15 protein-coding genes are annotated in these 14,564 nt (G+C 74.0%); 12 read left to right on the forward strand and 3 right to left on the reverse strand.

Features of this window, described 5'->3' with window-relative positions; translation table 11 throughout:
* Positions 1-42 precede the first annotated feature (42 nt).
* From KGD84_RS05030 to KGD84_RS05050, 5 genes are all read left to right on the forward strand, one after another.
* On the forward strand, positions 43-837 hold the full coding sequence (locus tag KGD84_RS05030; RefSeq protein ID WP_220564934.1) for an LOG family protein: 795 nt from the start codon (positions 43-45) through the stop codon (positions 835-837).
* A 61-nt stretch (positions 838-898) separates the two neighbouring features.
* Complete coding sequence (locus tag KGD84_RS05035) at positions 899-1,369, forward strand: hypothetical protein (RefSeq protein ID WP_220564935.1); 471 nt, start codon at positions 899-901, stop codon at positions 1,367-1,369.
* A gap of 190 nt (positions 1,370-1,559) precedes the next feature.
* Positions 1,560-2,162, forward strand: a complete 603-nt coding sequence (locus KGD84_RS05040; RefSeq protein ID WP_220564936.1) for a hypothetical protein — start codon at positions 1,560-1,562, stop codon at positions 2,160-2,162.
* A 378-nt stretch (positions 2,163-2,540) separates the two neighbouring features.
* Complete coding sequence (locus KGD84_RS05045) at positions 2,541-2,708, forward strand: DUF3117 domain-containing protein (RefSeq protein WP_220564937.1); 168 nt, start codon at positions 2,541-2,543, stop codon at positions 2,706-2,708.
* Between the two features lie 267 nt (positions 2,709-2,975).
* Entirely contained in the window at positions 2,976-4,466 is a 1,491-nt protein-coding gene (locus tag KGD84_RS05050) for a leucyl aminopeptidase (RefSeq protein WP_220564938.1), read from the forward strand.
* 254 nt (positions 4,467-4,720) lie between these two features.
* Here the strand turns inward: KGD84_RS05050 and KGD84_RS05055 are convergent, their stop codons facing one another.
* The gene (locus KGD84_RS05055; protein ID WP_220565544.1) at positions 4,721-5,311 is read right to left on the reverse strand and encodes an O-methyltransferase; all 591 of its coding nucleotides are present in this window, start codon (positions 5,309-5,311) and stop codon (positions 4,721-4,723) included.
* 325 nt (positions 5,312-5,636) lie between these two features.
* Between KGD84_RS05055 and sigE the strand changes: the two genes are divergently transcribed.
* The 4 genes from sigE to KGD84_RS05075 all read left to right on the forward strand — a co-directional run bounded on the left by sigE (position 5,637) and on the right by KGD84_RS05075 (position 9,612).
* Positions 5,637-6,227, forward strand: coding sequence for an RNA polymerase sigma factor SigE (gene sigE, locus KGD84_RS05060; protein ID WP_220564939.1), 591 nt, complete (start codon positions 5,637-5,639; stop codon positions 6,225-6,227).
* Positions 6,224-6,880: an anti-sigma factor family protein gene (locus KGD84_RS05065; protein ID WP_220564940.1), complete on the forward strand. Its 657-nt coding sequence runs from the start codon at positions 6,224-6,226 to the stop codon at positions 6,878-6,880. The genes sigE and KGD84_RS05065 overlap by 4 nt, the downstream gene beginning before the upstream one ends.
* On the forward strand, positions 6,877-7,920 hold the full coding sequence (locus KGD84_RS05070; RefSeq protein ID WP_220564941.1) for a transcriptional regulator: 1,044 nt from the start codon (positions 6,877-6,879) through the stop codon (positions 7,918-7,920). Before KGD84_RS05065 ends, KGD84_RS05070 begins: the two co-directional genes overlap by 4 nt.
* A 654-nt stretch (positions 7,921-8,574) precedes the next feature.
* On the forward strand, positions 8,575-9,612 hold the full coding sequence (locus KGD84_RS05075; RefSeq protein ID WP_255647058.1) for a S1C family serine protease: 1,038 nt from the start codon (positions 8,575-8,577) through the stop codon (positions 9,610-9,612).
* Between the two features lie 66 nt (positions 9,613-9,678).
* Here the strand turns inward: KGD84_RS05075 and KGD84_RS05080 are convergent, their stop codons facing one another.
* On the reverse strand, positions 9,679-10,812 hold the full coding sequence (locus KGD84_RS05080; protein ID WP_220564943.1) for an Mrp/NBP35 family ATP-binding protein: 1,134 nt from the start codon (positions 10,810-10,812) through the stop codon (positions 9,679-9,681).
* A 211-nt stretch (positions 10,813-11,023) separates the two neighbouring features.
* Here KGD84_RS05080 and KGD84_RS05085 point away from each other — a divergent pair, with 211 nt between their 5' ends.
* Positions 11,024-12,232 (forward strand): CPBP family intramembrane glutamic endopeptidase, encoded by a 1,209-nt coding sequence (locus KGD84_RS05085; RefSeq protein ID WP_220564944.1) that lies wholly within the window; start codon positions 11,024-11,026, stop codon positions 12,230-12,232.
* Positions 12,233-12,236: 4 nt separating this feature from the next.
* Here KGD84_RS05085 and KGD84_RS05090 read toward each other — a convergent pair whose 3' ends face one another.
* The gene (locus KGD84_RS05090) at positions 12,237-12,695 is read right to left on the reverse strand and encodes a GtrA family protein (protein ID WP_220564945.1); all 459 of its coding nucleotides are present in this window, start codon (positions 12,693-12,695) and stop codon (positions 12,237-12,239) included.
* A gap of 184 nt (positions 12,696-12,879) precedes the next feature.
* Here KGD84_RS05090 and KGD84_RS05095 point away from each other — a divergent pair, with 184 nt between their 5' ends.
* Together KGD84_RS05095 and purE are read left to right on the forward strand one after the other, a co-directional pair.
* Positions 12,880-14,037 carry a 5-(carboxyamino)imidazole ribonucleotide synthase gene (locus KGD84_RS05095; protein ID WP_220564946.1) on the forward strand — a complete coding sequence of 386 codons (1,158 nt, stop codon included), beginning with the start codon at positions 12,880-12,882 and terminating at the stop codon, positions 14,035-14,037.
* A 26-nt stretch (positions 14,038-14,063) separates the two neighbouring features.
* Positions 14,064-14,564, forward strand: coding sequence for a 5-(carboxyamino)imidazole ribonucleotide mutase (gene purE / locus KGD84_RS05100; RefSeq protein ID WP_220565545.1), 501 nt, complete (start codon positions 14,064-14,066; stop codon positions 14,562-14,564).

Below are 14,564 nucleotides of genomic sequence, written 5' to 3' on the forward strand. Positions count from 1 at the left end.
CGGTTCAGGCGTGATCCGGCCCGGCGCGGATAGCTTTAGGCCATGACGGAAGAAGCACATGGAAACGAGCAGGTGAGGAACGCGGGACCCCTCACCTACCGCGGCGAGTCGATCCCGGGCACCACCACCGACCAGCGGCTGCTGGACCGGCGCGGCCCCGCCGACTGGGTGCACACCGACCCCTGGCGGGTGCTGCGCATCCAGTCGGAGTTCGTGGAGGGCTTCGGCCTGCTCTCCGAGCTGCCCTCGGCGGTGAGCGTGTTCGGGTCGGCCCGCATCAAGCCGGGCACCCGCTACTACGACCTCGGCGTCCAGATGGGCGCCCGGCTCGCGGAGGCGGGCTACGCCACCATCACCGGGGGCGGCCCCGGCATGATGGAGGCCGCCAACAAGGGGGCCAAGGAGGCGGGCGGGCTGTCCGTGGGGCTGGGCATCGAGCTGCCCTTCGAGCAGTCCCTCAACCCCTACATCGACATGGGGATGACGTTCCGCTACTTCTTCGTGCGCAAGACCATGTTCGTCAAGTACTCCCAGGCGTTCGTGGTCCTGCCCGGCGGGTTCGGGACCCTGGACGAGCTGTTCGAGGCGGCCACGCTGGTCCAGACCAACAAGGTGACCCGGTTCCCGGTGGTGCTGGTCGGCTCCGAGTTCTGGGGCGGGCTGGAGAAGTGGGTCAGGGAGAGCCTGCTGGAGAACGGGCTCATCAAGCCGAACGACCTGGACCTGGTCCAGGTGGTCGACGACCCCGACGAGGTCGTGGACATCATCCGGAAGGCGCACCTCGACATCGCCCGCGAACAGGACGAGCAGGAGCGCGCCCGGACCGACGGCTCCTGACGCCCGCCTCCCGGCCGCCCGCGGCTCCCGCGGGGCGGCCGGGTGTGGCACGATCGGAGCCGTGCCTTATCTCATCCTCTTCCTGGTCGCCGCGGCCGCGCTGGCCGTGCTCGTCGGCGTCGTCTACGTCGTGCTCGGCAAGGGCGGGCGCCTCGCCCGGTTCGAGGCCGACTACCCCCCGCTCGACCTGTCCGCCGACCGCCCCGTGAAGTCCGTGGAACTGGGCCGCCTGCTGCTGCCGCTGGCCATGTGGGGCTACCACGTGCGCGCGGTGGACGAGCTGCTGCTGCGGCTCACCGCCACCCTGCGCGACCGCGAGGCGCGGATCGAGGACCTGGAGTGGCGCCTGTCGCGCCTGGACCCGTCCTACGTCCCGCAGGGCACCGGGCCCACGCCGGGCTCGCACCTGCCCGGCGACGCCCCCGACACCGAGGGCTCCGGGGGCCCCGAGGCCGGGGACGACACCCCGGACCGGGACGCCGGCGCCGCCGGGGACGACACGGTCGCCGCGACCGCGGACAAGTCCGCCTAGCCGGCGGGTCCGGCGGGTCAGGGGGCGGAGGGCGTCCGTCCGCGGACCGGTCCCGGTATGTCGTGCATCACACGGCCGCCGTCCTTCTCGGGCGGATCCGCCGTGTTCGTGTGCTCTATCCTCGGTCGCTGTACTCGTGTACCCCCGCCCCACCCCTGGAGCGGGCGCATTCTTTGTGAGGATGTCGAGGATGGACGCAGCAGCCGAGCTGGAGTCGGGAGCCGAGGACCGGAACGGCGCCGCCGCGCCGTCGACCTCCGCCGTTCCCGTGCAGCAGGTGTCCCTGTGGTCGCCGCCCCGCGCAGTCCAGGGCAGCGCCCGGCGCCGCCGCCGGATCACCGGGCTGGCCGTCGGGACGGCGGCGGTCCTGCTCATCGCGGGCGGTGCCGCCGCCGCGTGGGCGCTGGTCGGCGGGGACGCCGAGGACGTTCCGGACGCCGCCGTTCCGGCGGAGGACTTCGTCGGCTCCTGGGCGGGCGAGATGACCCAGGTCGACACCGAGGGCGCGCACGTCGCCGACTGGCACGCCGAGGTCCGGATCGAGGAGGGCGCCGAGCGCGGCAGCACCGCCTGGACCACCTTCACCTGCTCCGGGACGCTCGACCTGACGGCGACCGACAACGACCGCCGGGTCTACACCTACACCGAGACGGCCGACCCCGAGGAGCGCTGCGTCGACGCGGCGGAGCTGACCGTCTGGCCCGTCGCGGGCGGGCTCAACGCCGAATGGTCCTCCGTCACCCGGGAGGGGACCCGGATGGTCTCCACCGGCCTGCTCTCCGACGGCTCCTGACGCCGCGGGCCGCCCCGGCGAGGGGGCGGCATCGTTATCGGGAAAAGCCGGTCCGGCGCGGTTCAAGCGCCCCGTGAGGGGGAGGAGAACGGTCGGCTCCCCACGCTCTCGCGGGGTTTCGGCTAGGACCGATATAACCTTACTGACCGACGATTCCTCGTTGGCCGGTGTGCGCGAAGTCCTCGGGCGCCGTGGTACGTCGCACACACGGGGGCGAACCTCCGAGATAATGGTCGAAGAGTGATTCACGCCCCTTAAGTCACACGGGCGCGAGTCGCACGGAACCGGCCCACGGTTTCGGAGCCGAGACGGACCCAGCGGATCGGCGTCGGTGCTGTGGCCCGGCCACCCGCGAGGAACACGAGAAAGGGGAATGGCATGGCGGCAATGAAGCCGAGGACCAGTGACGGGCCGTTGGAGGTCACCAAGGAGGGTCGCGGCATCATCATGCGGGTTCCGCTCGAGGGCGGCGGCCGCCTGGTCGTCGAGCTGACCCCGGACGAGGCCACCGAGCTCAGGGACGCGCTCCAGGGCGTCGTCGGCTAGCACCCGTTCTTTGAACGCCCTCCCGTGCCGCTGGGGTCCGCGAGGCGCCGGCGGGGCTCCGGAAGGCCCCCGGGGAGCGGTCCGAGGACCGCGACGCGGGGCCGAGGGTCCCTGCCCTTCGAGGGCGCCGACCACGGGCCGGAGCGGAGCGGGGGTTCGAAGAACACGGCCGGCACCGGCACCACCGTCCCCCACCCCGGGCCGGATGAGCCCCGAAACCCCCGAGGTGGTCACACCTCCCAACGAGTGAACGATTGTGAGCGACCTGTGCCCTTCGCCACGGAGATCAACCCCGTCACCGGGACCCTCGACGACACCGCGGCCGACCTCCTCGTCCTCCCCGTGCAGGCGGCGGACGAAGGCCCGGCGGCGGTCCAGGGGGTCGAGGAGGGCGGCCTGGGCCGGGCGCTCCCGGCCGTGCTCACCGATCTGTTCACGCATTACTCGCTCACCGGCAAGGCCGGTGAGTCGGTCCAGTTCCCGGTGTCCCGGGACCAGGGTCTGGCCAGACTGGCCCTCCTGGGGGTCGGATCGGGTTCCCCCGACGACCTCCGGAAGGCCGGGGCCGCCCTGTCCCGGGCCGCTCGGGGCCGCGAGCGCGTCGCGTTCGCGTGGCCCGCCTCCCTCGCCGACGGGGCCGCCGCCACGGCCTTCGCCGAGGGGGCGCTGCTGGCCTCCTACACCTTCACGCTGAAGACCGCGGAGCCGGAGGCCGCCCAGCGCCCCGCCCCCGCGATCGACGTCGTCGGGGACGCCCCCGCCGAGGCCCTGGCCCGGGGCGTCGTCCTGGCCCGCGCCACCGCCCTGGCCCGCGACCTCATCAACACGCCCTCCCAGACCAAGGACCCCGCCTGGATGGCCGAGCGCGCCCGCGAGGTCGCCGCCGGGTCCGGGCTCGACATCAGGGTCTGGGACGAGGAGGACCTGGAGAACGAGGGCTTCGGCGCCATCCTGGCCGTCGGCCGGGGCTCGTCCCGGCCGCCCCGGCTGGTCCAGGTCTCCTACACCCCGCAGGACCCCGACGCCCCGCACGTGGTGCTGGTCGGCAAGGGGATCACCTTCGACACCGGCGGCCTCTCGCTCAAGCCGAACGAGAACATGTCGCTGATGAAGACCGACATGAGCGGGTCGGCGATCGTGCTGGCCGTGCTGTCGGCGCTGTCCGCCGTGTCCGCGCCGGTGCGGGTCACCGGCCTGCTGGCCCTGGCCGAGAACGCCTTCTCCGGGGACGCCACCCGCATCGGCGACGTCCTCACCACCTACTCCGGCACCACCGTCGAGGTGCTCAACTCCGACGCCGAGGGCCGCCTGGTCCTGGCCGACGCGCTCGGCTACGCCGTCGACCGCCTGGGGCCCGACACCCTGGTGGACGTCGCCACCCTCACCGGCGCCGCCAAGGTCGCCCTGGGCACCGGCACCGCGGCGCTGTACAGCACCGACGACGCCCTCGCCGAGCGGATCACCGAGGCCGGGAAGGCCGCGGGCGAGCCGCTGTGGCGGATGCCGCTCACGGAGGAGTACGTCCCCACCACGAAGTCGCGGGTCGCCGACCTGGCCAACATCGGCACCCGCAAGGAGTTCGGCCCGGCGGGCGCCACCGACGCGGCCCTGTTCCTGCGCGAGTTCACCGGCGGCCTGCCCTGGGCCCACCTGGACATCGCCGGCCCGGGCCGGTCCATGAAGGAGAGCGGGATCCTCACCCGGGGCGGCACCGCGTTCGCCACCCGCACGCTGCTGCGCTGGCTCGCCGGGGCCTGACCGAGGGGGCGGAGGCGCCCACCGGGCACCGGAGGCCGGGAGCGGACATCCGGGGAACGGGGACGGCCGCGCAGGGCCGGGGGTCCCCGTCCTCCGGGCGCCGAGGCGCGGCCCGAGGCGAAGCCGGGGACCGGAGCACGTACGAGGGGCCGACGCGCGCCGCGCGTCGGCCCCTCGCCGGCTCCGTGCCTCCGGTCCGTGCCCCCGGGCCGGTTCCGGCCCCCGGGCGGCGGACGCCTCCGGGGGCCGCCCGGTCAGCGGCGGATGGCGGCGAGGAGGCCCTCGCCCAGCGGCATCAGCAGCGGGATGAACGCCTCGTCCTCGCGGATGCGCCCGATGACCTCGCGGACCGCCGTCTCGGCCGGGTCCGGGGCGCGCAACGGGCCGTCGGGGCCGCCGGGGCCGGACAGGACCCCGTGCAGCACCACCATGCCGCCCGGCCGCAGCAGGCGCAGCGCCTCGTCCAGGAACGCCGGGTAGGAGCGCCGCTCGGCGTCGACGAACACCAGGTCGTAGCCGCCGTCGGTGAGCCGGGGCAGCACCTCCGCCGCCGTGCCGCGGATCAGCCGGGCCCGCCCCGCGCCGAACCCGGCGCGGGAGAACACCGACCGGGCGTGGTCCAGGTGGACGGAGTCGGAGTCCATGGTGGTGAGGATGCCCTCGCGCGCCATACCGCGCAGCAGCCACAGCCCGGAGGCGCCGTACCCGGTCCCGATCTCCACCACCGACCGGGCGCCGATCGAGGCGGCCAGGAACCGCAGGGCGGACCCCGCGGACGGATCGACCGGAGGGGCGAGCGATCCCGCCGCCGCGTCGTAGGCGTCGGCGAGAGCGTCGTCCCGCAGGGCCTCCTGCTCGAACCGCTCCTGCTCGGTGCGGACCCAGCCGAGCCGGGCCGCTGTCTCTTCCACGCCGGTGATGACGCCCTCCAGCTGCGATGGTCTGTGGGAACTGTGGCCGGGGCGTCCGACCGGCGCAGGGTCACCCACCGTGGAAGGATGATCGCGATCGGGTCACGGCCCAGGGAAAGCCTAACGTGATCCGGTGGACGGACCGAGCGTGGCGGCGGGAACTTAATCGGCGCTCCTCGGCGTTGAACCGGGAGGAACGTACGTTGATCGCCACGAAGCAGGACTCCCCCCGAGCTCACTGCCCGAGCGCTTCGACGGGATGAAGGGAGAAGCGGTGCCAGAATCCGGCCCTGCCGCGGAGTTCGAGGCATGGGAACCGCCGAGCTGGGACGAGGTCGTCCGCACCCACTCCCCCCGGGTGTACCGACTCGCCTACCGGCTGACCGGCAACAAGCACGACGCCGAGGACCTCACCCAGGAGGTCTTCATCCGCGTCTTCCGCTCCCTCGCCAACTACACCCCCGGGACCTTCGAGGGGTGGCTGCACCGCATCACCACCAACCTCTTCCTGGACATGGCCCGGCGCAAGGCCCGCATCCGGTTCGAGGGCCTGGCCGACAACGCCGACGAGCGCCTGGAGGGCCGCGAGCCCTCGCCCGCCCAGCGCTACGACGACCGGCACTTCGACGCCGACGTCCAGGCCGCCCTGGACGCGCTGCCCGCGGAGTTCCGCGCCCCCGTCGTCCTCTGTGACATCGAAGGCCTCTCCTACGAGGAGATCGCCGCGACGCTCGGCGTCAAACTCGGCACCGTGCGCAGCCGTATCCACCGGGGCCGCGCCCAGCTGCGCCGCGCCCTGGAGCACCGGCGGTCCCTGGCCGCCGCCGAGAACAACGGGGAGGCGGAGTGAGCAGAGAACACCTGGGGGAGCGGCTCTCCGCGCTCATCGACGGAGAACTGGGACCCGCCGACCACGAGAGCGCCCTCATCCACCTGGCCAAGTGCGAGAGCTGCCGGTTCGAGGCGGACATGATGCGCCGCCTCAAGCGCCGGCTGCACGGACTGGGCGAGCCCGAGCCCGACCTCGACTTCATGGGACGCCTCGTGGGGCTGTCCCGGGGGGACGGCCCCGGAGGTCCGGACCGGGGCCCTTCTGAGCCGCCGACCGGAGGCGCGGGCTTCGGCGCCCGGCCGCCTCTGGGCTCCTCCCGCCCCCTCGGCGGCTTCCCGGACCCGGGGCCCACCCCGCCGGCGGCCCCGATGATCACCGAGGAGACCGTGGTCGCCCCGGAGCGGCGCACCCGCCGCCGCGGCGAGCGGTTCTCCCACCTGTTCCCCACCCTCCCCGGCGGCCGCTACGCGGTCGCGGGGGCCGCGGTCACCGCGGTCCTGCTGGGCGGCGCGTTCGTCGCCGGGGGAGAGACCGGCGACGCCCCGGTGGTGGAGCCCCGCCTGTCGGACTTCGCGGTCGAGCACGCGGTGACGGGCCGGGTCATCCCGGTCGTGGACACCCCGCCGTTCCCGGACCACTCCGGGCCCGGACCGGATCTGCCGACGCGGTGAGCGCGGGGGGACCCTCCGCGCACCCGGTACCGGCCGCCGTCGCGGCCGTGGTGCTCGTCTGCCTGCTGCTGACCGGCGGCGCCCACCCGTGCGCCGACGCGGTGCCCGGGGACGGCCCCGACGACGGCATGGCGGTGCTGCGCCGCTCGGCCGCCGCCGGCGTGGCCTACACCGCGGTCCGCGAGATGACCGGGGAGGCGGGCGACGGCGCCCCGCCCACCCGGGTGGTCGTCCGTCCGGGCGAGGGCGTGGCGCTCATCCCGATGAGCGGGGACTCGGCCCCCTTCGTGGCCGACGACCCGTTCAAGGAGCTCGACGAGCGGCTGCTCACCACCCTGGAGCGCGTCTACACGGTCGCCGACGCCGGGATCGAGGAGGTGGACGGCCGCCCCGCGCACACGGTGGAGGCGGTCCGCGCCAACGGCACGGTCGCGGGCCGGTTCTGGGTGGACGCCGACACCGGCGTCCTGGTGGGCGGCTCGGTGTACGAGCGCGACGGCCGGGACATGCTCGGCTTCCGGCTGACCGACCTGGAGCCGGGGGACCGGCACTGGCCGGAGGAGGCCACCGAGGACTCCCCGTGGGGCGACGTCCTGACCCCGGACGAGCGCGAGGAGCTGCGCGCGGACGGCTGGGCCCTGCCCGAGAACCTGGCCTGGAACCTGAGCCTGATCGACGCGCGCGGCACGGTCCACGCCGGACAGAGGGTCGTCCACGCTGTGTATTCGGATGGATTGTCGCAGGTGTCGGTCTTCTCCCAACGTGGGAAGCTGGAGGAGGACGCCCTGACCGGAGTCCGCGGCGGATCCGTCGGAACCGGAACCGGGGGAACGGGCGTCACACCACAACATGACACGATCTTCGGCGGCGAGGGCGGCCGGTACCACGGCATGTGGCAGGCGGACGGGTTCGTCTACACGGTCCTGGCCGACGCACCGGAGGACCTGACCGCCTCGGCGGTGACGGCCCTGCCGGGTCCGGACGACTCCGGTTTCTGGTCCCGGGTCCACCGGGGCCTGTCGCGCCTGGGGCTGATGTAGGTCCCCGCCGCCTCCGACCGAAAGCCACAGCGACACACGGAGCAGGTCTTGACTGAGGAAAACGGCCGTTCGGAACAGGGGAGCGGCCCGGGGCGGCCGACCCCGCCGGGGGGCGCGCCCCCCGGCTTCGGCGCCCCCGAACCGACGTCGGGCCGTCCGCTCCCCGCTCACCGCCCCCACGCTTCGCCTCCCGGCAGTGGAGAACCCATGCACCCCGATCCCCAGGGCCGTCCCCCCTTCGGCGCCCCCGAACCCGCACCCGGTCACCCTCCCACCGGCCGACGGCCCGCCCCCGGACCCGGCGCACCCGGCCCCGGTGGTACCCCTGGCCCCGGCATCCCCGGCCCCGGCGCACCCACCGGCAGGCAGGCGTCCTTCGGCCCCGGCGACCCCAACGCCCCCGGCGTACCCGCGGGCCCCGGCGACCCCCACGTCCCCGCGGCGCCCCCCGGGCCCGGGTTCGCGGCCCCGACGGGGCAGCAGGCGTCCTTCGGCACGGGTGTTCCCGGCGGCCCAGGCGTTCCCGGCGGTCCCCCGGGCGGAGTCCCCGGCGACCCCGCCGGGGCGGACCCGGCCGGGCCGTACGCGTACGCGGCGACGGGATCGCAGAGACGGGGGAAGCGCGGCGTCCCCCTGTGGGCCGCGCTCAGCGGCATGCTGGTCGTCGCCGTGGTCGCGGGCGGCGTCGGCGGTGTGGCGGGCGGGGTCTTCGCTGGCGGCACCGCCCAGGAGGCCCAGCCCCAGGCCGAGGGGCCGACCATGAACGAGCCCCCGCCGGAGGCGCCCCAGCGCGACCCCGACACCATCGCGGGCGTCGCGCAGCGGGTGAGCCCCAGCGTGGTGTCCATCCGCAGCGCCGACCGGAGCATCATGGGCGGCGGCTCAGGGTTCATCATCGAGGGCGACTACGTCGTCACCAACGACCACGTCTCCTCCGAGCTGGAGGACGACGGCATCCTCGTCGAGTACAGCGACGGCAGCCTCTCCCCGGCCACCGTCGTGGGCGCCGACCCCAGCTCCGACCTGGCGGTGCTCTCCCTCGAAGAGCCCATCGACGTGGAGCCCCTGGAGTTCGGCGACTCCGAGCAGGTCATCGTGGGCGACGAGGTCATCGCCATCGGCGCGCCCCTGGGCTACTCGGGCACCGTCACCCAGGGCATCATCAGCGCGGTCAACCGCCCGGTGACCTCCGGCGACGGTCCCGACGCCAGCCGGTTCTACGCGCTCCAGACCGACGCGGCCATCAACCCCGGCAACTCCGGCGGGCCGCTGGTGGACACCCAGGGCCGGGTCATCGGCGTCAACTCGATGATCGTGACCATGGGCTACGCCGGCGAGAGCGCCGGCAACATCGGCCTGGGCTTCGCCATCCCCTCCGTGGAGGCCGAGCGGGTCGTGCAACGGCTCATCGAGGACGGTGAGGCCACCTACGCCGACCTCGGAGCGGAGATCGACGTGGAGCGCACCCTGGCGGGGGCGGCCGTCGACTCCGTCGAGTCCGGGGGCGCCGCCGACCGGGCCGGCCTGCGCTCGGGCGACGTCATCGTCCGCTTCGACGGCCGCACGGTCAACTCCGGCCAGGAGCTGCTGGCGATGATCCGCGACCGCTCGCCGGGCGACGAGGTCGAGGCCGAGTACGAGCGCGGCGGCACCACCGAGGTCACCACGATCACCCTCGACTCCAGCGACTGACCGCGGGAACGGCGAAGGCCCCCGGGTGCGCGCACCCGGGGGCCTCCCCACGTCCTCCCCGCCCTCTTACCTGCGCATGGGGGAGATGCCGAGCTGCATCCCGGCCAGGCCGCGCGGGCGGCCCACCAGGCTGTCGGCGATCGAGTCGATGATCTTGGACGCCTCGGCGTCGGGGTCGGTCAGGACCAGCGGCCTGCCCTCGTCGCCGCCCTCGCGCAGGCGCGTGTCGAGCGGGATCTGGCCCAGCAGCGGGATGTTCGTGCCCAGCGTGCGGCCCAGGGCGTCGGCGACGGTCTGCCCGCCGCCCTCGCCGAAGAGGGGGATCCTCTCGCCGCCGTGCTCGTAGTACGACATGTTCTCGATCACGCCCGCCACCCGCTGGTGGGTCTGGGCGGTGATGGAGCCGGCGCGCTCGGCGACCTCCGCGGCGGCCTGCTGCGGGGTGGTCACCACCAGCAGTTCGGCGGTCGGCAGCAGCTGCGCCACGGAGATGGCGATGTCGCCGGTGCCCGGGGGCAGGTCCATGAGCAGGACGTCGAGGTCGCCCCAGTACACGTCCGACAGGAACTGCTGGAGGGCGCGGTGCAGCATCGGCCCGCGCCACACCACCGGGGTGTTGCCCTGGGTGAACATGCCGACCGAGATGACCTTGATGTCGTGCGCGGTCGGCGGGATGATCATGTCCTCGACCTTGGTCGGGAAGTCCGACGCGCCGAGCATGCGGGGCACCGAGTGCCCGTAGATGTCGGCGTCGACGACGCCGACCTTGTGCCCCTGGGCGGCCATGGCCGCCGCGAGGTTGACGGTGACGGACGACTTGCCGACCCCGCCCTTGCCGGACGCGACGGCGAAGACCTTGGTGAGCGAGTTCGGCTTGGCGAAGGGGATCTCCTTCTCCGCCTGGCCGCCGCGCAGCTTGGTCTGCAGCTCCTTGCGCTGCTCGTCGCTCATCACGTCGAGTTCGACGCGCACGGAGGTGACCCCGGCGACCTTGGTCACCGCTTCGGTCACGTCCTTCTCGATACGGCCACGCATGGGGCACCCGGCCACCGTCAGGTAGATGCCGACGTGCACGGAACCGTCGTCGCCGATGTCGACGCTCTTGACCATTCCGAGGTCGGTGATGGGACGGCGGATCTCCGGGTCTTGCACCGTGGCCAGGGCCTTGTGCACCTGATCGGTGGTTGGTGTGGAGGACATGTGCTCAATCGTAGGTCAGCGGGACGGGGTACTCGGTCCGTGGTCTGCCACAACGGACCGTTCATTCCAACGAGGGGGGTTCGCCCCGCTATTCCATGCCGGGCCCGCATGCCCTTCCGGGGCGGCCCGACCGGATCCGCACCGTGACCGGCCGATAACGGCACGGACTTAACGCAGGCAATACATGGCCGGATAGTAATCTCAGCGCACGATGGGAAATGTTCCGCCACCGCCGGGTTCGTCCTGGCCCGCCGCCCCGCAGGGGCAGGAGGGGCAGGCGTCGCGGACCCATGCCCAGGAGCAGACCTGGGCGGGGCCGCCCGGGGGAGGGCGGCTGACCCCGCCCGAGGGGCATCCCGCGGTGAACGCCGGCCACGGCGTGTGGGCATGGCCGCCCCCGAGCCCGGTGCGGACCAAGCGGGCGCACCCGTACGCCCCCGCCGCGGCGCCGGAGGGTGAGCCCTATCACAGGCTCGGGCGGACCTCGTGGTACCGCTGGTGGACGCCGCTGCTGACCCTCGCGGTGCTCGGTGTCCTGATGTTCTTCCTGTGGGTGGCGATGGCGCTGGCCGTCACCCTGGTCGCGGTGCTGGGCGGCAGCGGCCTGGCCCCGGAGTCGGTGAAGGTCGGCGAGATCGCCGGGCTCGCCTTCGGGCTCCTCAGCTCGGCCCTGTTCATCCCCATCGTCGTCTTCCTGGTGCGGGTGGTGCAGTGGCGCCGCGTGGGCTCGCTGATGTCGGTGGCGGGGCGCACCCGCACCCGCTGGCTGCTGCGCTGCGCGGCCCTGGCGGTCGTCCCGGTGGTGCTGAGCACGGCCGCCTACGTCCTGCTGGCCGACCGGTTCGACGCGGTCCCGGTCACGGCCGGGGCGGCGGGGAGCGGCCGGGTCCTGGTCGCCGCGCTGGCGGTCATCGTCCTGCTGGTGCCGTTCCAGTCGCTGGCCGAGGAACTCACCCTGCGCGGCCTGGTCATGCAGCTGGTGGGCGCGCTGGGCGCCCGCCCGGACGAGCCCCGGGGCTCCGGCCCGGTCGCCCGCGTCCTGCGCTCGCCCTGGCCCGCGATCCTGGCCGGGAGCACGCTGTTCCCCGCCATGTACGCCTCGACCCACCAGGACCAGCCCTGGACCATCGCCGCCCTGGCGGTGCTCGGGCTGGCGCTGTCCTGGCTGACCTGGCGCACCGGCGGCCTGGAGGCGGCGATCGGCCTGCACGTGGTCGCCGCGATGGTGCAGTTCACCCTCACCGTCCTGGCGGGCGGCATCGCCGCCATCGGCACCGGCGTCGTCCTGGGCGCGGGCCTGGCCCCGGGGACGGGGACCCCGCTGGTGCTGGTGCTCACCGCCGCCCAGACCGGGCTCTACGTCCTGCTGGTGCGCCGGGCGGCGCGCCGCGCGGGCGTGGGCCGCCTGGCCGCGGCCTGACCCCTCAGGCGCTCTCCCGGACCCCGGCGGGCCGCTCGGGGAACACCCACGTCCGGTAGGAGAAGAACCGGAACAGCGTGCCCAGCCCCACGCCCACCACGTTGCCCGCGATGTTGCGCGACAGCGGGTCGTCGAACCCCAGCACGTACACCGAGAACGCCTGGCAGCCCAACTGGATGAGCAGCCCCACCCCGTTCATCGCCAGGAACAGCAGCGTTTCCCGCCCGTACCCGGTCCGGGCCCGGTCGGCGAACGTCCAGAACCGGTTCCCCACGAACGCCACCGCGATCGACACCAGCGTCCCCAGGACCTGCCCGGGCAGCGCGGCCATCCCCGCCGTCTCCCAGAGGAGGTTGGTGACGGCCAGCTGCACCACGTACGCCACGGCCCCCACGGAGCCGAACTTGCCCAGCTGGGCGATGAGCGCGGCGAGCCGCGGGTGCCGGGTCGGGAACGCGCGCACGGGGCCTCCGGAGTGGGGATCACCTGGGGTGACGGGGCGGCTCGGGCGGGGCCCCGGGCACACCCTAGACTTCTGACCGGGGGTAGGAGCAACCCCGGCCGCGGGTTCCGAGCCGTTCCGGCCAGGCTCCGTCGTGCGCGGAGCCGTCCCGTCACCGCGGTTCGAGCAGATGAGTTGAGGAACTGTGAGCGAGCGTAACCGCACCGTCCCCCGCGTGGGAATGGTGGGAGGGGGGCAACTCTCCCGCATGACCCACCAGGCCGCGATCGCACTGGGGGTGGACTTCGGGATCCTGTCCACCGGCCCCGCCGAGAGCGCCGCCCTGGTGTGCGGGAACGTCACCCTCGGCGACGACCGCGGGCTCGACGACGTCCTGGCCTTCGCCAAGGCCAACGACGTGGTGACCTTCGACCACGAGCACGTCCCCGAGCCGGTGCTGCGCGCGGTGGAGGAGCAGGGCGGCCTGCTGCGCCCGGGCCGCGACCCGCTGCGCTTCGCCCAGGACAAGCTCCGCATGCGCACCCGCCTCACCGAGCTGGGCGCCCCGGCCCCGCGCTGGCGCGCCGTCTCCTCCCCGGAGCACGTCACCGCGTTCGCCGCCGAGACCGGGTGGCCGGCCGTCCTCAAGGCCGCCCGCGGCGGCTACGACGGCAAGGGCGTCTGGGTGGTGGACGACGCCGCCGAGGCCGCCGGGGTCGTGGAGCGCGCGGCCGCCGAGGGCGTCCCGCTGCTGGTGGAGGAGAAGGTCGCGTTCGAGCGCGAACTCGCGGTCCAGGTGGCCCGCTCCCCGCACGGGCAGGTCGCCGTCTACCCGGTGGTGGAGACCGTGCAGCGCGACGGCATCTGCCACGAGGTGATCGCCCCGGCCCCGGGCCTGCCGGAGGAGAAGGCCACCCGCGCCCAGCAGCTGGCCATCGAGATCGCCCACGCCCTGGACGTCACCGGCGTGCTCGCGGTGGAGCTGTTCGAGACGGCCGACGGCGTGGTCGTCAACGAACTGGCGATGCGGCCGCACAACTCCGGCCACTGGACCATCGAGGGCGCCCGCACCTCCCAGTTCGAGCAGCACCTGCGCGCCGTGCTGGACCTGCCCCTGGGCTCGCCCCGCACCAACGCCCCCTACACCGTCATGGCCAACCTGCTGGGAGGCGAGGACCCCGAGGTCTACCGCCGCTACCTGCACGTGATGGCCGCCGACCCCGAGATCAAGATCCACTTCTACGGCAAGGACGTGCGTCCGGGCCGCAAGATCGGGCATGTGACAGTGACCGGCGACGACCACCGCGACCTGCTGGAGCGGGCCCGCGCCGCCGCCGACTACCTGCGAGGAGACGACCAGTGAGCAAGGACCCCGTGGTGGGCATCGTGATGGGCTCGGACTCCGACTGGCCGGTGATGCGGGAGGCGGCCGAGGCCCTGCGCGAGTTCGGCGTCCCCTTCGAGGCCGACGTGGTGTCGGCGCACCGGATGCCGCACGAGATGGTGTCCTACGGCGCCGACGCGGCGGGCCGGGGCCTGAAGGCGATCATCGCCGGGGCGGGCGGGGCCGCCCACCTGCCGGGCATGCTGGCCTCGGTGACGACGCTGCCGGTCATCGGCGTCCCGGTGCCGCTCAAGTACCTGGACGGGATGGACTCGCTGCTGTCCATCGTGCAGATGCCCGCCGGGGTGCCGGTGGCGACGGTGGCCGTGGGCGCCGCCCGCAACGCGGGCCTGCTGGCGGTGCGGATGCTGGCGGTGCACGACCCCGCGCTGGCGGAGAAGATGGCGGAGTTCCAGGTGGAGCTGCGCGAGCAGGCGCACGCCAAGGGCGAGCGGCTGCGCCGCGAGGTCGCCGAGGGCTCCCGGCCGGCCGGATTCGGCCTGTAG

Source organism: Nocardiopsis changdeensis (assembly GCF_018316655.1).
GTDB lineage: Bacteria > Actinomycetota > Actinomycetes > Streptosporangiales > Streptosporangiaceae > Nocardiopsis > Nocardiopsis changdeensis.